Annotated in this window: 11 protein-coding genes and 2 pseudogenes; 11 read left to right on the top strand and 2 right to left on the bottom strand. The window is 68.6% G+C overall.

The window, feature by feature from the left end; genetic code table 11:
- The first annotated feature begins 37 nt into the window (after nucleotides 1–37).
- From IT882_RS13750 to IT882_RS13710, 9 genes and pseudogenes are all read left to right on the top strand, one after another.
- A complete protein-coding gene (locus IT882_RS13750) occupies nucleotides 38–1,015 on the top strand; it encodes a carbohydrate ABC transporter permease (protein WP_195692311.1) in 978 nt (325 codons plus the stop codon).
- Complete coding sequence (locus IT882_RS13745; protein WP_195692310.1) at nucleotides 1,015–1,914, top strand: carbohydrate ABC transporter permease; 900 nt, start codon at nucleotides 1,015–1,017, stop codon at nucleotides 1,912–1,914. Before IT882_RS13750 ends, IT882_RS13745 begins: the two co-directional genes overlap by 1 nt.
- A pseudogene (gene yicI, locus IT882_RS13740) lies at nucleotides 1,914–4,153 on the top strand (alpha-xylosidase). Before IT882_RS13745 ends, yicI begins: the two are co-directional and overlap by 1 nt.
- A 17-nt stretch (nucleotides 4,154–4,170) precedes the next feature.
- Nucleotides 4,171–5,598 carry a GH1 family beta-glucosidase gene (locus IT882_RS13735; protein ID WP_195692308.1) on the top strand — a complete coding sequence of 476 codons (1,428 nt, stop codon included), beginning with the start codon at nucleotides 4,171–4,173 and terminating at the stop codon, nucleotides 5,596–5,598.
- 65 nt (nucleotides 5,599–5,663) lie between these two features.
- The gene (locus IT882_RS13730; protein ID WP_195692307.1) at nucleotides 5,664–5,957 is read left to right on the top strand and encodes a GNAT family N-acetyltransferase; all 294 of its coding nucleotides are present in this window, start codon (nucleotides 5,664–5,666) and stop codon (nucleotides 5,955–5,957) included.
- 183 nt (nucleotides 5,958–6,140) lie between these two features.
- A complete protein-coding gene (locus IT882_RS13725) occupies nucleotides 6,141–7,235 on the top strand; it encodes a LacI family DNA-binding transcriptional regulator (RefSeq protein WP_195692306.1) in 1,095 nt (364 codons plus the stop codon).
- Between the two features lie 41 nt (nucleotides 7,236–7,276).
- On the top strand, nucleotides 7,277–8,431 hold the full coding sequence (locus IT882_RS13720; protein ID WP_195692305.1) for an exonuclease SbcCD subunit D: 1,155 nt from the start codon (nucleotides 7,277–7,279) through the stop codon (nucleotides 8,429–8,431).
- Nucleotides 8,428–11,406, top strand: a complete 2,979-nt coding sequence (locus IT882_RS13715; protein ID WP_195692304.1) for an AAA family ATPase — start codon at nucleotides 8,428–8,430, stop codon at nucleotides 11,404–11,406. The genes IT882_RS13720 and IT882_RS13715 overlap by 4 nt, the downstream gene beginning before the upstream one ends.
- Nucleotides 11,407–11,463: 57 nt before the next feature.
- Nucleotides 11,464–12,990: an MFS transporter gene (locus tag IT882_RS13710; protein ID WP_195692303.1), complete on the top strand. Its 1,527-nt coding sequence runs from the start codon at nucleotides 11,464–11,466 to the stop codon at nucleotides 12,988–12,990.
- A 41-nt stretch (nucleotides 12,991–13,031) separates the two neighbouring features.
- Here IT882_RS13710 and IT882_RS13705 read toward each other — a convergent pair whose 3' ends face one another.
- Nucleotides 13,032–13,589 carry a nucleoside phosphorylase gene (locus IT882_RS13705; RefSeq protein WP_195692302.1) on the bottom strand — a complete coding sequence of 186 codons (558 nt, stop codon included), beginning with the start codon at nucleotides 13,587–13,589 and terminating at the stop codon, nucleotides 13,032–13,034.
- An 82-nt stretch (nucleotides 13,590–13,671) separates the two neighbouring features.
- On the opposite strand from IT882_RS13705, the gene IT882_RS13700 reads away from it, so the two are divergent.
- Nucleotides 13,672–14,265 (top strand): hypothetical protein, encoded by a 594-nt coding sequence (locus tag IT882_RS13700; protein WP_229382140.1) that lies wholly within the window; start codon nucleotides 13,672–13,674, stop codon nucleotides 14,263–14,265.
- Between the two features lie 4 nt (nucleotides 14,266–14,269).
- Here IT882_RS13700 and IT882_RS13695 read toward each other — a convergent pair whose 3' ends face one another.
- Nucleotides 14,270–16,336 carry an NAD(+) synthase gene (locus IT882_RS13695; protein WP_195694404.1) on the bottom strand — a complete coding sequence of 689 codons (2,067 nt, stop codon included), beginning with the start codon at nucleotides 16,334–16,336 and terminating at the stop codon, nucleotides 14,270–14,272.
- Between the two features lie 152 nt (nucleotides 16,337–16,488).
- Between IT882_RS13695 and IT882_RS13690 the strand changes: the two are divergent.
- Nucleotides 16,489–20,069 (top strand): annotated as a pseudogene (locus IT882_RS13690) (TM0106 family RecB-like putative nuclease).
- Nucleotides 20,070–20,087 lie beyond the last annotated feature (18 nt).

Below are 20,087 nucleotides of genomic sequence, written 5' to 3'. Positions count from 1 at the left end.
GGAGCCCCGGCCCCGCATCCACCCGAGGAATCGGAACATGACCGCAGTACCCTTCGTCCGGCCTGCCAAGGCCAAGCGGCTCCCGCCCGAGGAACCCCTGATCCCGCAGCGCGGCGGTCGCGGCACCGGCGGCTACTGGCTGTACCTCCTGCCAGGGCTCGTCCTGCTGACTGTCGTGGTGATCATCCCGCTGGTGTGGAATCTGTACCTGACCTTCACCGAGTGGCGGGGGATCAAGCCGCCGATCTGGATCGGCCTGGACAACTGGGCTGCGCTCATGCAAGACCAGAAGTTCTGGACCTCGTTCGGCAACAGCATCTGGATGATCGTCGCGATGGTTATCGTCCCCACCGCCATCGGTTTGCTCTTGGCTGCGGTGCTCTTCGATCTCGTCGGCCGCAAGTTCGGCGGTCGGTTGGCGAGTTTCCTGCGCGCGACCTACTACCTGCCGCAGATCCTTCCCGTCGCGGTGGCTGGCATCGTCATCGGGTGGATTCTGCGCCCCCAGGATGGCGCCCTCAACACCATCCTCGAGAACATCGGACTCGGGTTTCTCGCTCACAACTGGCTCGGCAGCCCCGATACGGCTCTCCCGAGCATCATGGTTGTCCTGATCTGGGTGCAGATCGGGTACCCGGTCGTGATCTTCATGGCTGCGCTTCAACGCGTCGACCCCGAGCTCTACGAGGCAGCCGAGCTCGACGGTGCCAACTGGTTCCAGCGCTTCCGCGCGATCACTGTCAGCATCATCCGTCCCGAGATCTACGTGGTGACTCTCACGACCACGATCGCCGCGCTGAAGGTCTTCGGCCCCGTCTACGTCCTGACCCGCGGCGGCCCCGGAACCTCGACGATCGTTCCCGCGTACTACGCCTATACCGAGTTCTTCCAGGCACAGCAGGTCGGATACGGCGCGACGATCGCCACCGCACTCACTCTTGTCATCGGCGTCATCGCCGTCATCTTCATCCGCGCACAGACCGCGTCGGAGCGCAAGGAAAGGGCGGGGCTGTGATGGCGACCGCGACAGCGATCACCCCCGGGAGCACCCGGACCGAGAAGACCCCGCAGCGCCGCCGCGGCGGGATGAACAAGCCCCGCGGGATCGACTGGCTGATGGTCGCGTTCGTGGTGGTCGGCGCCATCCTGGTCGTCGCGCCGTTTTACCTGATCATCGTCAACTCGTTCAAGTCGCCAGCCGAGTACTCCAACTCGGGACCGCTGTCGATTCCCACCGAGTTCTACGTCGATGGCCTCGTCGCGTTCTGGGAGCGCGTGAACTTCCCCGAGAAGCTCTGGAACTCGTTCTTCATCTCAGGAACCGTCGCAGTACTGGCCGTGCTGATCTCGGTTCTCAACGCGTTCGCGATCGGAATCGGGCGTATCCGCGGGCGCAGCTGGATCGTGCTGCTGTTCCTGCTTGCGAATCTGCTCCCGCAGGAGGCGCTGCTCTACCCGCTGTACTACATGGCCAAAGGCGTGGGGCTCTACAACACCGTCTGGTCGGTGATCATCATCTTCACCGTCATCCAGGCGGCGTTCGGCACGTACCTGCTGGCATCCGTCTATGGCACGTTCCCGAAGGAAGTGCTCGAGGCTGCGGCCATGGACGGTGCGACCCGCTGGCAGATCCTCTGGCGAGTCGTGTTCCCGATCAGCCGGCCGACCCTGTCGGTACTGCTCATCTTCTTCTTCATCTGGACGTGGAACGAGTTCCTGATCCCGCTGACGTTCTTGGTTTCCAACGCGACCCAGACGGTCCCGGTAGCGATCAGCGTGCTGCAGGGCGACCGGCTCATGGACGTCACCACCACGAGTGCCTCCGCCTTGCTGGGCATCGTGCCGACACTCCTCTTCTTCCTCATCTTCCAGCGCACCCTCACTCGCGGCATCACGGCAGGAGCAGTCAAGTAATGAGATTCACCGACGGGTTCTGGCAGGTCCGCCCCGGCGTCACTGCCCTGTACGCGCAGGAAGCGTATGACATCTGGGAGCGCTCGCACCCGAGCGACGGTGCGGCCCTGCAGATCACTGCGCCGACCGCGCGCATCATGAAGCGGGGCGACGTCCTGAACCGGCCGACGCTCACCGTGACGCTCTCCTCTCCGCTCGAGGGTGTCATTCGCGTACGGATCGCCCACCACGAGGGTGGGCGCTGGCACGGCGGATTCGCCCTGCCGGGTGCCGTCTCGGGGGCCGGCGAGACGATGGTGACGGATGCCGACGGCATCCTCTCATCCGGGCCGCTCACCGCCCGCGTCACCCAGGGCGCGCCCTGGTCGCTCGCGTTCGAGCTCGACGGCACGACCGTCACGACCAGCGGACACAAGTCGGCAGGCTACATCCGGCTCGCGGCGGATGCCGATGTTCACCACGGTGTCGCCGGCAACGCACGCTCGGGACTCGCCGCACCGGCATCCGACACCTATGTTCACGAGCAGCTCGACCTCGGTGTCGGGGAGCTCATCTATGGCCTCGGGGAGCGATTCGGTTCGCTCGTCAAGAACGGGCAGAGCGTCGAGATCTGGAACGCCGACGGAGGAACCTCGAGCGAGCAGGCCTACAAGAACGTGCCGTTCTACCTCTCCAACCGTGGCTACGGGGTTCTCGTCAACGATCCCGGGCACGTGTCGTACGAGGTCGGCTCCGAGGCCGTCGAGCGGGTGCAGTTCTCGGTCCCGGGCGAGGTGCTGGAGTACTTCGTCATCGCAGGTCCCACGCCGGCACAGGTGATCGAGCGGTACACCGCCTTGACCGGCCGACCCGCCAGAGTTCCGTCGTGGTCGTACGGACTCTGGTTGTCGACGTCGTTCACGACCGACTACGACGAGCAGACCGTGACCTCCTTCATCGACGAGATGGCAGCGCGCGAGCTTCCCGTATCGGTCTTCCACTTCGACTGCTTCTGGATGCGCGAGTTCAACTGGTGCGACTTCGAGTGGGATCCGCGCGTCTTCCCCGACCCCGACGGGATGCTCGCACGCCTCCACGAGAAGGATCTCCGCGTCTGCGTGTGGATCAACCCCTACATCGCGCAGCGCTCGCCGCTGTTTGCTGAGGCCGCCGAGCAGGGGTACCTCGTCACCCGGCCCGATGGCTCGGTGTGGCAGTGGGACCTGTGGCAGGCGGGCATGGGACTGGTCGACTTCACGAATCCCGATGCGAAGGCATGGTTCCAGGGCAAGCTCCGGCGCTTGGTCGACCAGGGCGTGGATGCCTTCAAGACCGACTTCGGCGAGCGCATCCCGCTCGGGGTCACCTACGCCGACGGATCCGACGACCAGCGGATGCACAACCTGTACACGCAGCTCTACAACGAGGCAGTGTACGACGTGCTCGTCGAGGCCCGGGGACCGGGCGAGGCAGTGCTGTTCGCCCGGTCTGCCACAACCGGCGGCCAGTCGATGCCGGTGCACTGGGGCGGCGATTCGACCTCGACATTCACCTCGATGGCCGAGACGCTCCGCGGCGGCCTCTCGCTGGCGATGAGCGGCTTCGCGTTCTGGAGTCACGACATCGGCGGGTTCGAGGGCACACCCGACCCGGCGGTCTTCAAGCGGTGGACGGCCTTCGGCCTCCTGAGCTCACACTCCCGATTCCACGGATCGGAGTCCTACCGGGTGCCGTGGGCCTTCGACGAGGAAGCCGTCGAGATCACGCGCCTGTTCACCCGGCTCAAGATGCGGCTCATGCCCTACCTGTTCCAGGTCGGTCAGGATGCTGCAGTCACGGGCATGCCCGTCATGCGGCCGATGGCTCTGGCCTTCCCGGGAGACCCCGCGGTCGAGTACCTCGACCGGCAATACATGCTGGGCCCCGACATCCTGGTCGCCCCCGTCTTCACCGCATCCGGTGAGGTGACCTTCTACCTTCCACCGGGTACCTGGACGCACTTGCTGACGGGCGAGCGCGTCGAGGGCGGCGCGTGGCGCACGGGGGTCCACGGCTTCGACAGTCTGCCGGTGTATGTGCGCCCCGGCGCCGTGCTCCCCTGGGGTGCGCGCGATGACCGCCCCGACTACGACTATCTCGACGGACTCGCGATGCGTGTCTTCCCGGGGGAGAGGGGATTGCTAGCGTCACGGTGACCACCCCCGACGGGCAGGTCGAGACGTTCGAGGTCGACCGCGCCGCGGTCACCGAAGAGCGATGAGGGAAAGTGAGAACGCAATGACCGGATCGCCCGACTACCGTGACTCCGGCCTGGTGTTTCCCGACGACTTCACCTTCGGCTCGGCGACGGCCTCGTACCAGGTCGAGGGCGCGTTCGATGAGGATGGCCGCGGCCCCTCGATCTGGGACACCTTCAGCAAGACGCCGGGCAAGGTCTGGAACGGCGACACCGGAGATGTCGCGTGCGACCACTACCACCGGTGGGAGAGCGATCTCGACCTCATGGCCGAGCTGGGCCTCGACGCCTACCGGTTCTCGATCGCGTGGCCCCGCATCGTGCCGACCGGCCGAGGTGCGGTGAACCAGGCAGGACTCGATTTCTACTCGCGACTCATCGACGGTCTTCGTGCGCGGGACATCAAGCCGGTCGCGACGCTGTACCACTGGGATCTGCCGCAGCCGCTCGAGGATGCCGGCGGCTGGGCGAACCGCGCGACCGTTGACGCGTTCGAGGAATACGCGCGGATCGTGGGCGCCGCCTTCGGTGACCGGGTGCACACCTGGACAACGCTGAACGAACCGTGGTGCTCCGCCTACCTCGGCTACGGGCAGGGCGGTCACGCCCCGGGCCGGCACGAGCCGGCAGCCGCGCTCGCGGCAGTCCATCACCTGAACCTCGCGCACGGGCGAGCCGTGCAGGCGCTGCGGGCGACCTCCACCGGCGACCCGCAGTACTCCGTCACGCTCAACTTCCACGTGCTTCGGGGTGAGGGTGACGGCGCTGCCGAAGCGATGCGCCGCATCGACGCCCTCGCGAACCGCGCCTTCACGGGACCCATGCTGCGGGGGGCATATCCCGCTGACCTGCTCGAGGACACGGCATCCGTGACTGACTGGTCGTTCGTGCAGGACGGGGATCTTGCCGACATCCATCAGCCGATCGACGTGCTGGGCGTCAACTACTACTCGACGGCGACAGTCCGGATATGGGACGGGATCTCGCCGAAACAGCAGAACGACGGCCACAAGGGAGCAGCAGGCGGCACTGCGTGGCCCGGCAGCGACCAGCTCGTCGAGTTCGTCGAGCAGCCCGGCCCGTATACGGCGATGGGATGGAACATCGCCCCCGAGGGCCTGGAAGAACTGCTCATGTCGCTGCACGAGCAGTTCCCCGAGCAGGCACTCATGGTGACCGAGAACGGCGCGGCCTTCGATGACACGGTCGCCGCCGACGGGTCAGTACCCGACCCAGAGCGGCTCGACTACCTTCGCCGGCACTTCACCGCCGCGCATCGGGCGATGGCCCGGGGCGTCGACCTGCGCGGATATTTCGTGTGGTCGCTGCTGGACAACTTTGAATGGGGGTACGGCTACGCGAAGCGGTTCGGGATCGTGCGCGTCGACTTCGACACGCTCGAGCGCACCGTCAAAGACAGTGGCCGCTGGTACCAGCGGTTGGTCGCGACGCACCAGCTTCCCGCATAACGGCGGGCCCCGTCATCCATCGCAACAGCGGCGCCACCGTGGGAGCGCGAGCGTAGGCTGGAGAGATGAGCGAGACACGGTTCGCCGACCAGAAGGATGCCTCCCGCTACACCCTGCACGTGGGAGATGACCTGGTCAGCGCGCTGGACTACAACGATGACGGGCGCTCGGTCGCCCTCACCCGAGCCTTCACACCGCCGCCGTTCCGCGGCAAGGGCTACGCGGCTGAGATCGTCGCACGCGCTGTCGCGGAACTCGAGGAGCGCGGTGACCGCGAGATCATCCCCGTGTGCTGGTACGTCGCGGAGTGGTTCGACCGGCACCCCGAGCACGCCGGCATCCTCAAAGCCCGCGCCTGAGCATCCGCGTCAGCCAGACACTGGCGCAGGAAAAGCTGGCGCAAGAGGCCGCATCGTCGAGAAGAGTCGACGTCTTGCGCCAACTGTTCCGACGGATGCGGCGATGTGCGCCAGCTTGCTGGCCACGCCTCCGTGAGGCGCGACCGCCGCGCTCTAGGATGCTGCGAACGAAGGAGGAACGCCGTGAAGTCGAAGCGCGTCACCCTCGCCGACGTTGCCGCTGCCGCCGGCGTCTCCCGAACAACCGCCTCGCTCGTGCTGTCCGACCGGGGGGACGAGCTGCGTATCTCGGAGGCGGCGCAGCAGCGCGTGCGCCGGGTGGCAGCGGAACTTGCCTATCGGCCGAACATCCTGTCCTCGGCGCTGCGTCGCGGATCGAGTCGGACGATCGGATTCGTCTCCGACACGGTGGCGACCTCGCAGCTGGCCGGCGACCTCATCAAGGGCGCGCTCGAACATGCCCACCGCAACGGCTACATGCTCTTCATCGGTGAGACCGAAGGTGCTGCCGACGAGGAGCGGCGCCTCGTGCAGGGCATGATCGACCGCCAGGTCGACGGGCTCATCATCGCATCGATGTTCACGCGCGTACGGGCCGTGCCCGCGGGAGTCGACCCCCGCAGCGTCGTGCTGCTGAACGCTCTGCCCGAAGACAGCGCCATGGGTACGGTTCCCTCGATCGTTCCCGACGAGTACTCCGCTGGGCGCGCAGCTGTCGACGTGCTCCGCGCAGCGGGGCACTCCCGCATCCATCTCGTCGGCGCAGGTCCCGATCGGGGCGATGTTCCGGTGCAGACCGTCGCGGGGTCCGAGCGGTTGCGCGGCATCCTTGACGCCCTGGCCGAAGACGGACTGGAGCCGGCCAGTGCGCGGCTGTGCTCGGTGTGGTTGCCCGAGGACGGGTGGTCAGCTACCCGGTCGCTGCTGGAAACGGGCGTGCGCGGGGAAGCGATCATCACGTTCAATGACCGCCTGGCGTTCGGTGCCTATCAGGCGATCCACGAGGCCGGGCTCTCGATCCCGGGTGACTTCTCGATCGTCTCGTTCGATGACCATCAGCTCGCCAGTTGGCTGCGGCCGCGCCTGACGACGTTCGCGCTACCGCATTACGAGCTGGGCGCGCTCGCGCTGCAGGTGCTGCTGGAAGGGGACGCCTCCGACGCGGAGAGCATCCGGCGGGTGCCGATGCCGCTGCGGCTGCGGGAGTCGGTGGCGGCTCCCGGACGAGGGACGACTGAAGCAGCGTCCTCATCGCGCCAGACCGCGGCATCCCCGTGAGCCTCAGGGAGGATGTCGCAGGCTCGCCGTAGCGTGAAGGCATGCGCATTCTCCACACCTCCGACTGGCACATCGGGAGGACCTTCCACGGCCACTCGACGCTGCCGGCGCTGCGCGAGGTGCTTGCCGCGCTCGTCGAGCAGGTCCGGGAGAATGCCGTCGATCTCGTCATCGTGGCCGGCGACGTTTTTGACTCGTCGACGCCGCCCGCCGAGTGCTACACGCTGCTCACCGACACGCTCTCGGCGCTTGCCGACACGGGCGCCGCCGTCGTCGTGACCAGCGGCAACCACGACTCGGCTGCGCGGTTGGGATTCCAGTCCGCCCTGCTGCGCTCCGGCATCCACGTTCTCACCGACCCGGCGACGGTGGATACGCCGATCACCCTGACCGACGCGCACGGACCGGTCCACGTCTACGGCATCCCGTACCTCGAACCGGCGCTGCTGCGACGGACCTGGCCCGGCGAACGGCTGCGTACGCAGCACGACGCGATCGCGCACGCGATGCGGCTCATTCGGGCCGACCTCGCTGCGCGGGGCGGCCGTTCGATCGTCGTTTCTCACTGTTTCGCCGCGGGTGTCGAGCCCACGCCGGGGCTTGAGCGAGACATCCAGCAGGGCGGACTCGATGTCGTTCCCCTCGCCGAGTTCGAGGGCATCGACTACGTCGCCCTCGGGCACATCCACGGGCGGCAGCAGCTCGCACCCGCGGTGCGTTACGCGGGTGCGCCCGTGCACTACAGCTTCGGTGAGGCCGACAAGCCGCGCGGCTCCTGGCTTGTCGACCTCTCGGCATCCGGTGAGGCGTCGGTGACCTGGCTCGATCTCCCGATTCCGCGCCGCCTGCTCACGATCCGCGGGACGCTCGAGGAGCTGTGCTCCGCGGCCGACCACGAGCACGCTCGGGATGCGTGGGTGCGAGCCGAGTACACGGATGCGACGCCGCAGCGCGATCCGCTGCGACGACTGCAAGAGCGCTTCCCGTTCTGCGCGGCGGTCGTGCACGCCCCGGCGCACGCAGGCGAGCGCGACGGACGCACCTACGCCCACCGCGTGCGGACGGCCCGAACCGATGGTGAGCTCATCGACGCCTTCCTGGCCCATGTCCGCGAGGGTGAGGGTGCGACGGATGCCGAGACCGCGCTCATCGCCGAGGTGATCGAGGGTCGCACTGTCGCGGAGGCCCTCGCGTGAGGATCCACCGGGTCCAGATCGAGGGATTCGGCCCCTTCCGCGAGCGGCAGGATGTCGATCTCGACGCCCTCGCTCCCTCCGGTGTGTTCGTCATCGCCGGGCGAACCGGGGCGGGCAAGTCCAGCATCCTCGATGCCATCTGCTTCGCCCTCTACGGCACCGTGCCGCGCTACGACGGCGTCGAACGGCGTCTGCGCAGTGACCATTGCGCACCCGATGACCCGACCCAGGTCGCGGTGGAATTCAGCACCGGCGCCGACCGCTGGCGCATCACACGGTCGCCGGATTACGAGCGCCCCAAGCGCCGCGGCACCGGTATGACCGTCGTTGCGGCCGACGCGCTGCTGGAACGGCTCGAACCGGACGCGGCGGGCGCAGAGCAGTGGGTCGGGTACGCGGCAGGACCGCGAGATGTGGGCCACGCGATCGATGAGGTGGTGGGACTGTCGCACCAGCAGTTCCTGCAGGTGATCCTTCTCGCCCAGAACCGCTTCTCGCAGTTTCTGCTGGCGGGCAACGCCGATCGGCAGCGGGTGCTGCGAACACTGTTCGGCACGCAGATCTATGAGGACTACGAGAAGCGACTCGACGAGCGCCGACGCGAGTCTGAGCGGGAACAGGAGCGGGACGCCTCGCAGCTGCAGCGCCTGCAGAGTGACCTCGAGACTCTCGGGCGGGAGGCGGGGTGGCTGCTTTCCGAGGAGGCAGTGGACCTCGAGCGACTGGCTGCCCGGGGTGGCTACGACCTCCAGACCCGCGCTGACACCGTCGAGCGAGACGACGCTGCGCTGGCTGCCGCGGAGGCCGAGCACACCCGCGTGCGCGAACTGCGCGAGCAGCAACAGCGCCGGGTGAGCGCGCGCGAGCATCTGGCGGCGCTCGAGCTCGAATCCGAGGCGCTGGGGCCCGACAGGGCGCGCCTTGAGCGGGCTCGCGCTGCTGAGCCGCTGCGCGCTGCGATTGAGCAGGTCATCCGTGCCCGCGCCGAGGCCGAGGCGACCCGCGCGAGCGAAGCCTCCGTTCTCGCCGATGCGCCGGCGGGCGTGGACACCGCCCTCGATGTCGATGAGCTGCTGGCTGCGGCGCAGACGCTGACGGGCGATATCGCGCGCTGGCAGGATGCCGAGGACGCCGAGCAGCAGCTCACGACAGACCGCGCCGACCTGACCCGAACCACGACCGAGGCCGAGGCCGTCCGTGCCGTTGTCGCGGTGACCCGCGATGTGCTCGCCCACGCCGACCAGGAGCGCGGGCAGCTCGGCGACGAGATCGAGCGGCTCTCCACCGCCGCAGCGGGCCTCGATGGGGCCCGGGCCGAGAGAGCTGACATCTCGGCGCGCCTGGTCGCTGCGCGGGAAGCCGAAGCGGCGGCGGCCGAGCTCGCTGCGGCGAACGCCGATCGGCTGGAAGCCTCGCGCGGCGTGGAAGAGGCCGTGGCCGCGTGGGGACTGCTCATGCGGCGGCGCCTGTCAGGGTTCGCGGCCGAGCTTGCCGCCGACCTCACCGACGAAGCCCCGTGCCCGGTGTGCGGCTCGCTCGATCACCCCGCGCCCGCGCCGAGCACCCATGATCCCGTCACGGATGCCGTCCTTGCCGCCGCCGAAGACGCGCGCGACCGCGCCCTGACCGCGGACCGGGAAAGCGCCGCGCGCCACGCCGACGTCACGGCTCGCGTCGAGGCTGCGCGCGCCCGGGCGCGCGGCTCGGTCGAGGAGCTCCAGACGAGCGAACGCGACATCCACGCCCGGCTGGAGCGCGCCGAGCAGGCAGACGAGGCGCTCACTCAGGCCCGCCGCCTGCGCGCCGAGCTGGAAGCCCGTGAGCACGAGCTGCGGCGCGAGCTGGACGAGGCTACCGCGCGGCTGGCAGAGTTCGATACCGCGCGCGCCGTACTCACCGGCCGCATCGCCCAGGCCGACGGCGCCGTGTCCGCCGCACGCGGTTCCTTCCCCACCGTCCACGCGCGGATTGCCGACGCCGACGCGCGGCGCCGCGCCGCGCAACAGCTCGCCGAGGCTCGGCGCGCTCGCCAGGTCGCCGCCGAGCGGCTCCGCGGGGCCGAACTCGACCTCGACGCGGCTGTGGCGGCGTCCTCGTTCCCGGATGCCGACTCTGCAGGCGCCGCGCTGCTCACGCCCACCCAGCTCGAAGACGTTTCGTCGCGGCTGAGCGACCACGACGCTGCGAAGCGGATCGCGAAGGAGCGGCTGCTCGAGCTCGAACTGCAGCTCGCCGATGCTCCCGACGAGCTCGTCGACACCGACGCGTCTCTGCGCGCGGCGACGCGTGCTCGGGAGACGTGGCAGCGCAGTGTCGCCGAGCTCGCGGCCGTCCGCGAGCGAGTCGCGCGCTTCGGTGACCTGCGCACGGCGATCGAGACCCTCGATCGCGAGGGCGAGGAGAGGCGCGAGCGGCACCAGATGCTCGTCCGGCTGGCCGACACCCTCGCGGGACGCGCACCGAACACGATGCGCATGACGCTCGAGACGTTCGTCTTGGCCGCCGAGCTGGAAGAGATCGTCGCGGCAGCGAACCTCCGCCTCGCCGACATGTCCGACGGGCGCTACCGCCTCGAGCACACCGACGCTCTCGCGCGACGAGGCGCCGCGTCAGGTCTCGGGCTGCACGTCCATGACGCCTATACGGGGCGAACCCGCCCACCCCAGTCACTGTCGGGCGGCGAGACCTTTCTTGCCTCCCTCGCCCTTGCTCTCGGCCTGGCAGAAGTCGTCACAAGCCGCGCGGGCGGCATCCGACTCGACACGCTCTTCATCGACGAGGGGTTCGGGTCGCTGGATGCCGAGACCCTCGAGCTGGCCCTGCGAACCCTCGACGACCTGCGGTCGGGCGGGCGGACGATCGGCGTCATCAGCCACGTCGAGGCCATGAAAGAGCAGCTTCCGATTGGCATCTTCGTCGAGGCAACGCCCCACGGATCCAGCGTCATCACCGAGGCTGCACCGAGTCTGCTCTGACCACGCGCCGTGCCCCGAGCGGGCCTTCGCCCCGCCGACGGGGCATACCCTGGCAGAGTGAGTGCGGATCCCGGGACAACGTCGCAGCCGCAGACCACCGACATCCAGCTCAGCAATCCCGCCCGGTGGCGAGCGTTCGGGGTCGCGGCCGCCGTCGCCGCCATTACGATCCTCGACCTCTCAAAAGTCAACGTCGCGCTGCCCTCGATCGAGCAGGCACTGGGCGCGGGTTCCACCGAACTGCAGCTGATCGTGTCGGGCTACGTGCTGACCTTCGGGCTGTTCCTCGTGCCGATGGGGCGCCTGGGCGACCAGCGATCACGGCGAGCGCTGTTCCTGGTGGGACTCGTGCTGTTCACGCTCGCGAGCCTCGCGTGTGCGCTGGCCCCGAACATCGTCGTTCTCATGGTCTTCCGCCTGGTGCAGGGGGTGGCCGCCGGCATCCAGATGCCCCAGGTTCTCGGACTGATCCAGCAGATCTTCCAGGGCGCCGAGCGGGGGCGCGCGTTCGGTCTGTTCGGTGCGACGATCGGGCTTGCGACAGCGTTCGGTCCGACTCTCGGCGGGCTCATGATCGCTCTGGGCGGGCCGGAGGACGGCTGGCGCTGGATCTTCTGGATGAACGTTCCCTTGGGGATCGCCGCGATCGCCGCAGCGGTCTGGGTCTTGCCGACCACCCGGGTCCACACGGGGCGCCGCATCGCGCTCGACCCCGTCGGCGTGATCCTGTTCGGGATCACGGTGCTCGCGTTGATGTGGCCGTTCCTGTTCACGACCGGGTCACCCGACGACGACCCGCGCCGGTGGTGGTTGCTGACCGTGTTCCTGCTGTTCGCGGGACTCTTCTTCGCGTGGGAGCGGCGCTACGCCGCCCAGGGGCACGCCCCACTGATCCCGTTCTCGCTGTTTCGCATCGGGTCCTACCGCAATGGCACTCTCCTGGCGACCTCGTACTTCGCTGCCCTTCCCGCACTGTTCCTGCTGACCACCCTGTATCTGCAGACCGGGCTCGAGCTCGAACCCGTCTTTGCCGGCATGGTCACGATCGGGTTCGCCATCCCCAGTGCGATCGCCTCGTGGGTCGGCGGCAACCTCGTGACGCGCATCGGTCGACCGCTCGTGGTCGGCGGACTCATCATGGTCCTGGTGTCTGCCATCGGGCTGGTTCTCGTCGCCGTCTTCGCCACGCCAGCTCTGACCCCCTGGCTGATGGGGACCGTGATGATCATCGGGGGCCTCGGCGGCGGGCTCGTGATCTCGCCGAACCAGACCCTCGCCCTCGCGGATGTCCCGGTGTCTTCGGGAGGGTTGGCCGGCTCGGTGGGCCAGCTCGGCCAGCGAATCGGCACCGCCGTCGGTACCGCCGTCGCCCTCGCGCTCTTCTACGCCACGATCTACCGCGAGACTGGCACCCGGGACTCCCTCGCCGTGTACCACGACGCCTATCTGATCGGGATGTCCTCGGTCGCCGTCTTCATCGCGCTGTCGTTCATCGTCTCGATGATCGACCTGTCCCGTCGCCGAGCCGCCGCCCGGGATGCCGACGCCGACGAGGCCGAGCAGCGCCGCGCCGGCCCCACATGATCATCCCGTCGTGAGGGCGGCCCTCGCGCACCAGCCCGGTTCTAGAGGTCGTAGTCGCGGCGCACGCGCTCCAGCAGCAGCACGCTACAGGCATCCGTCGTCTCGCCCCAGTCGCTGTGCGCGCCATCCTGAGCACGATCCGACACGGCCTTGAGAACACGAATCGGCACGTCGTACTGCTGCGCGACCCAGGCGTACGCGTACACCTCCATGTCCACGAGCGTCGCGCCGAGGTCGCGGATGCCTGCCGCCGTGTCGGCGTCGTCGACGAAGTGGTCGCCGGTGGCGATCGTGTGGCCGCGTCCGCCGAACGAGAGCATTGCCGGCAGCGAGACGTGCTGCCCCACGACGCGATCGAGGTCGGTGACGTCGTGCTGGATGGCGGCGGTGACCTCGTGCACGGTGGCCTCGACATCCTCATGGATCGCGCCGGCGGTTCCGACCACGACGATCTCGTCGTAGCTGCGCCGTTCGAGCGCGCGAGTGAGCGCGTGGGTCGCTTGGAGCTTGCCGGGACCGGTCACCAGACGGTCGAAACCGGGCAGCTCATCGGGGAAGGCAACCAGTTCGCGGTCGAGGGCTGCAACCAGAAGTCTCATACCTCCATTTTTACCTGGCGAGCCGAGCTGGATCCGTTCACCCGGAGCGGGAAGGATGGGGGGTGACGAACGGAGGACGCGAGTGAAGTCTGTGGTGCTGGAAACCCCCGACGGGATCGACGTGAGACTCGGGTGGGACCCCTCGATGAGTGAGCACGAGCGCAAGCGTGCGCTCGCCAAGGAGTTGGTCGCCGCCAAACTCAAGCTCGACCCGAAAGACGTCAGGGTCGAACGGGAGGCGCCGGCCCAGTTCGGGTTCCACACGCAACTGTTCGCGAGCGTCGAGGGCACGGAGCTGTCGCTGCAGATTCGCAACGCCAGTTTCCGTGCGGCCACGGTTGTCGCCCTCACCGATCGGCCCTACACGATCGGTCTCGACATCCGCGACCTGCACCCCGACACCGCGACGATCCACGAGATGCAGCGGCACTCCCACCTGTTCGACGAGTCCAACATCCTGAACCTCATCGACCACTGGACGCGCGTGCAGGCCGTGCGCGAAGCCGATGGCCGCGGCGCGCGTGTCGTGCCGGACGTGGTCAAGCTCGATGCGACCCGGCAGCGCGGGTGGGTGCCTGACCGCAAGGCGCAGTACACGATCCTCGATCTGTCCCGGGACGGCTTCGTCGTCACTCTCGCCTTCGCCGACGCCGAGGACGCCCGCACCCCCGTGTGAGGGATCAGGCGTCGGATGCCGGGCCGAGCGCGGCATCCAGCTCGGCGAGCCAGACCCGGGCGTTGCCGTCCGAGGGGGCGCGCCAGTCGCCGCGGGGCGAGAGGGATCCGGCCGGCGAGACCTTGGGTCCGTTCGGGATCGCCGAGCGCTTGAACTGCGCGAACCCGAAGAAGCGCTGCAGGAACACCCGCAGCCAGCGCACGACGGTATCGCGGTCGTAGGCGTACTGCTCGTCGACCGGGAAGCCGGGGGGCCAGGCGCCGGCATCCGCGTCGCGCCATGCCCGCTCGGCGAGGAAGGCGATCTTCGAGGGCCGGATGCCGTAGCGCACGACGTGGAACAGGGTGAAGTCGTGCAGGGCGTACGGGCCGATGCGATCCTGCGTCGACTGGATGTTGCCGTCTTCGTCCGCCGGGACAAGCTCGGGGCTGATCTCCGTGTCGAGGACGGATTGCAGCACGGCGGTTGCTTCGGGGCTGAGAGCAGCGGCGCCCTGATCCTCGCCGTGCGCGATGACCCAGCGGATGAGGTGCTGGATCAGCGTCTTGGGGACCCCGGTATTGACGGCGTAGTGGCTCATGTGATCGCCGACGCCGTACGTCGCCCACCCGAGTGCGAGCTCCGACATGTCGGAGGTCCCGACGACGATGCCGCTGTTCTGGTTCGCCAGGCGGAACAGCAGATCGGTGCGGACGCCCGCCTGCACGTTCTCGAACGTGACGTCGTACACGGGCTCGCCCTGACTGAAAGCATGCCCGATGCTCTGCAGGATCTCGGTTGCCGTGGGGCGGATGTCGATCGTCTCGATGGATGCGCCGATGGCCGTCGCGAGCGCTACCGCGTTGGACCGGGTGTGGTCGCTGGTCGCGAAGCCGGGAAGGGTGTAGGCCAGGATGTCGGACCGCGGCCTCCCCATCCGGTCCATGGCGCGGGCGATCACCAGGAGGGCATGGGTGGAGTCCAGTCCGCCGCTCACGCCGATGACGGGCTTCGGGCCGCCGATCGCCCGCATCCGCTGCACGAGACCCTCGACCTGGATGTTGAAGGCCTCATAGCAATCCTGCGCGAGGCGGGCAGGGTCATCGGGCACGAACGGGAACCGATCGAGTCGGCGGCGAAGCCCGACATCCGTCGCCGGGGGATCGAGGACGAACTCGACCGTCAGAAACTCGTCCCGGGGAAGGGCGCCGCGGTTGTCGTCGAATGTTCCCTGGCGGATGCGGTCCTGGCGGAGCCGGTCGAGATCGACATCGGCGATGCTGCGGCGCGGACCGTCGGGAAAGCGCTCGGTCTCATCGAGCAGCGTGCCGGCTTCGTAGATCATGGTCTGCCCGTCCCACGACACGTCGTTCGTGGATTCGCCGGGGCCCGCTGCCGCGTAGACGTAGGCGCTCAGGCAGCGCAGCGACTGGGACTGCACGAGGACGCGGCGGTCGTCGGCTCGGGCGATCGTGATGGGGCTCCCCGACAGGTTGGCGATCACGCTCGCGCCCGCGAGCGCCGCACGGGAAGACGGCGGCACGGGCACCCACATGTCTTCGCAGACCTCGACGTGCAGCACGAGGCCATCGACATCGCGAGCCTCGAAGAGAAGGTTCGTCCCGATGACGGTCTCGAGCGCGCCGATCCGGATCGCCTCGCCCGACCACTCCTCGCCCGGTGCGTACCAGCGCCGTTCGTAGAACTCGCGGTAGGTCGGCAGGTAGGCCTTGGGGACGACGCCGAGGATCTCCCCGCGGTGGATGACGACCGCGCAGTTGTAGAGCCGGTTGCGGTGATGCAGCGGGGCGCCGACCACGAGCACCGGGAACAGGTCGACGGATGCCGCCACGATCCGCTCGATGGCGCTGACGACCCCGTCCAGAAGCGCGTCCTGCATCACGAGGTCGTCGATGGCATACCCCGACAGGCAGAGCTCGGGAAAGACCGCGACGGCGACGGCATCCGTGTCGCACTCCCGCGCCGCGGCGAGCACCGCGTCGGCGTTCGTGGCGGGGTCGGCGACGGCGACGGGAATCGTGCACGCTGCAACGCGCGCGAATCCGTGACGGTACGCGCTCTCGAACGGCATGCTCGTGCTCACGGTCCCAGTCTCGCACTTCGCGTGTGCGCGCGCCCAGAAGCGTCGTGCCGCGCGGTGGCAGCGCAGGACCGCAGCGCGGGACCGCACGTCGACTGGGTCGTGTCGGATGCCCCGGCTATCGTCGGGAGCGGAAAGGCATCATGCGATACATCGAGAGCGAGCACCGGTTCGTCTGGAGTGCAAGCGACCTCAAAGCCGCTGCCGAGTGCGAGTTCGCCTGGGTTCGAGCCGTCGACGCGAAGCTCGGTCGGGTCGATCCGGTCGAGGATCCGGTCGATCTCACCCTGGAGCGGGCGGGACGGCTCGGTGACGCGCACGAACGCCGCACTCTCGCTGCCTACCGGGAGCAGTTCGGCGACGCCGTGCTCGAGATCCCCGAGACCTCCTCCTCGGATGCCGACGCTCTCGCTCGCGCCGTGGAGCTGACAGGCGACGCGCTGCGCGCTGACGGGGCAGTCGTGATCTACCAGGCGACCTTCGCCGATGAGGAGTTCGTCGGCTTCGCGGACTTCCTCCTGCGCGGCACCGACGGACGCTGGGTCGTGCAGGACACGAAGCTCGCCCGCCACGCGCGAGTCACAGCCCTCATGCAGCTTGCGGCATACGTGGACCGGCTCGACCGGCTAGGGGTGCCGCGCTCGGATGAGGTGCAATTGCTCCTCGGTGACGGATCGACCAGTACCCACCGTGTCGACGACCTCCTGCCCGTCTATGCGCTGCGACGCCAGCGCCTGCGTGCCCTCCTCACAGACCGGCTCGAAGCATCCGACCCGATTGCGTGGGATGATCCGCGCGGCGAGCTGGGTGTCGTTGCATGCGGCAGGTGCCCGACGTGCGAGCTCGAGGTCGTTGCGACCCGGGATCTGCTCCTGGTCGCCGGCATCCGTCCGGTCCAGCGAGAACGGATGCAGGCTGCCGGCATCCGCACGATCGATGACCTGGCCGCGGCCAGCGTGGCACCCCCGGGAATGAACCCCGACACCTTCGCGATGCTGCGCACCCAGGCGCGACTGCAACTGCGGACAGCCGCCGGCGTCGGTGCCTTCGGTTCATCCGCCGCCGGTGCCGCCGCCGAGCACGCCGTCACCGCGACGCCCGACGCGCCGCCGTTCGAGGTCGTCGCTCCGGCTGCCCTGGCCGCCTTGCCACGGCCTGACCACGGCGATCTCTTCTTCGATTTCGAGGGAGACCCGCTGTATACCGAAGCGGTCGATGGTGATGAGCGCGGTCGCGACCAGACGATTTCCTGGGGGCTGGACTATCTGTTCGGGTGGGTCGATGACCGCGAGCAGTACAGCGCGCTGTGGGCGCACTCCTTCGACGATGAGCGCGCCGCGCTCGAGACGTTTCTCGACATGGTCGCGCTGCGCCGTCGCGCGCACCCCGACATGCACATCTACCACTACGCGCCCTACGAGCCCACGCACCTGCTGCAGATGGCGGCCCGCTACGGGGTCCGCGAAGCCGAGGTCGATCGCCTGCTGCGCGACGGGGTGTTCGTCGATCTCTACCCCGTCGTCCGGCGGGCTCTGCGTGTCGGGTCACGCTCGTACTCGATCAAGAAGCTCGAGCCGCTGTACATGGGTGCCGAGGTCCGCACGAGCGACGTGCAGCGGGGCGATGACTCCATCGTGCGGTACGTCGAGGCCAGGGCACTCGCCGAGGAGGGCGACGAGGGTGCCGCCCAGAGCATCCTCGACGACATCGCCGACTACAACCGCTACGACTGCGTGTCGACGCGCCGGCTCCGGGATTGGCTCGTCGACCGCGCGCGCGAGACCGGTCGGCGTCCGGCCGCTAACCCTGAGCCGACCGAGAGCGGATACGAGCCCTCGCCGCAGGCCACGACGCTGCTGCGTCTGGCGAGCGAGACGGCTGAGGAGGCGGATGCGCAGGCGCTGCGCCTTGCTGCCGCGGCAATCGATTACTACCCGCGCGAGGCCAAGTCGTTCTGGGCTACCCATTTTCTGCGACTTCGCGAACCGATGTCGCTGTGGGAAGACACACGAGATGTCGTTGCGGTCGACGCCACACGCTCCCGCATCCGTGAAGACTGGCACCGACCAGAAGGCTCGCGATCGGACAGGCGCGTCGTCGAAGTGCGCGGCGAACTCGCGCCCGGCACGCGGTTGCGACCCGGCGCTGATCCGTTCGCGATCTACGAACTGCCCGCTCCCTTCCCCGTCGATGCGTCGCCGCGGTGGATTCACGCCGATCATCGGGTGAGCGTCCTCGAGGAGCTCGAGGACGGCGTGGTGATCGAAGAGCGCGCGGTCGAGGGCTTCACCTGGCAGGAGCTGCCGATCGCGCTGACGCCCGCCGCGCCGCCCCGTGCCGCCAACCAGCAGACGGCGATCGACGCGTGGGCCGCGTCTGTCATCGACGCGCACCCGGGATTCCCGCAGGACCCGGCATCCGACATCCTTCGCCGGCTCCCCGCCCGACTCCTCCCTGACGCTCCGATGTCGACGGAGTCTGCCGCGAGCGATGACGTCGACGCCCTCGTCAGGGCCGTCCTTCGGCTCGACCACAGCGCGCTGTCGGTGCAGGGCCCGCCGGGTACCGGCAAGACCTACGTCGGTTCGCACGTGATCGAGCGGCTCGTCACCGAGCACGGATTCCGCGTGGGGGTCGTGGCTCAATCGCACGCGGTCGTCGAACACATGCTCGGGCGCGTGATCGCCGCGGGTGTGCCTGCCTCCCGGGTCGCGAAGGCGCCGAAGGATGCCGACGCCGACGTCCCCTTCACGGTGATCCCCAAGAACGGGATCCCGGCGTTCGCTGCCGAGAACGTGGCAGCGGGTTTCGTCGTCGGCGGGACGGCGTGGGACTTCAGCCACGAGGGCCGTGTGCCACGGGGAGTCTTGACCTCCTCGTCATCGACGAGGCCGGGCAGTTCTCGCTCGCGTCGACGATCGCGGTCTCGCTCGCCTCTCCGCGGCTGCTGCTCATCGGTGACCCGCAGCAGCTTCCGCAGGTGAGTCAGGGCACGCATCCGGAGCCGGTCGACACGTCGGCGCTCGGATGGATCATGGACGGTGAAGATGTCATCGCGCCGAGCTTCGGGCGCTTCCTCGCAGCATCACGACGGATGCATCCCGCGGTCACCGCGCCCGTCTCCACCCTCTCGTACCGCGGCGCGCTGCGCGCACACCCCAGCACAGCGCTGCGGCACCTCGACGGAGTATCGGCCGGCGTCGTGCCGGTGCCGGTGCGTCACCGCGGGCGGGCTACCCAGTCGCCGGAAGAAGCCGAGGCCGTCGTTGCGATCGTGCGCGATCTCGTCGGGCGTGCGTGGACGGATATCGCGGACGACGACGGAAATGGCGGCATGACCGTGGCCGGTTCCCGACCGCTGCGGGCCTCCGACATCATCGTCGTGACGCCGTACAACGCCCAGCAGGTGCTCGTCGAGTCAGCCCTGTCGGCCGCAGGTTTTCCCGAGGTTCCCGTCGGGACCGTCGACCGCTTTCAGGGGCAGGAGGCGGCCGTCGCGATCGTCTCCCTCGCGGCATCCTCGGGGCGCGACGCGCCGCGAGGACTGGAGTTCCTGCTGCTTCGCAACCGCCTCAACGTCGCCATCTCGCGGGCGATGCACACCGCGTACATCGTCTTTTCACCGGGGGTGCTCGACGACCTCCCGCGTACGCCGGAGGGTGTCGCTCGCCTCAGCGGATTCGCGCGATTGGTCGGCGCGCTTCCGCCCGAGACGACTCGCTAGTTCGGGCGGCGGCTCGCG

It is taken from the genome of Microbacterium schleiferi, from assembly GCF_015565955.1.
Lineage (GTDB): Bacteria > Actinomycetota > Actinomycetes > Actinomycetales > Microbacteriaceae > Microbacterium > Microbacterium schleiferi_A.
This window is presented reverse-complemented; position numbering and strand designations above follow the sequence as displayed.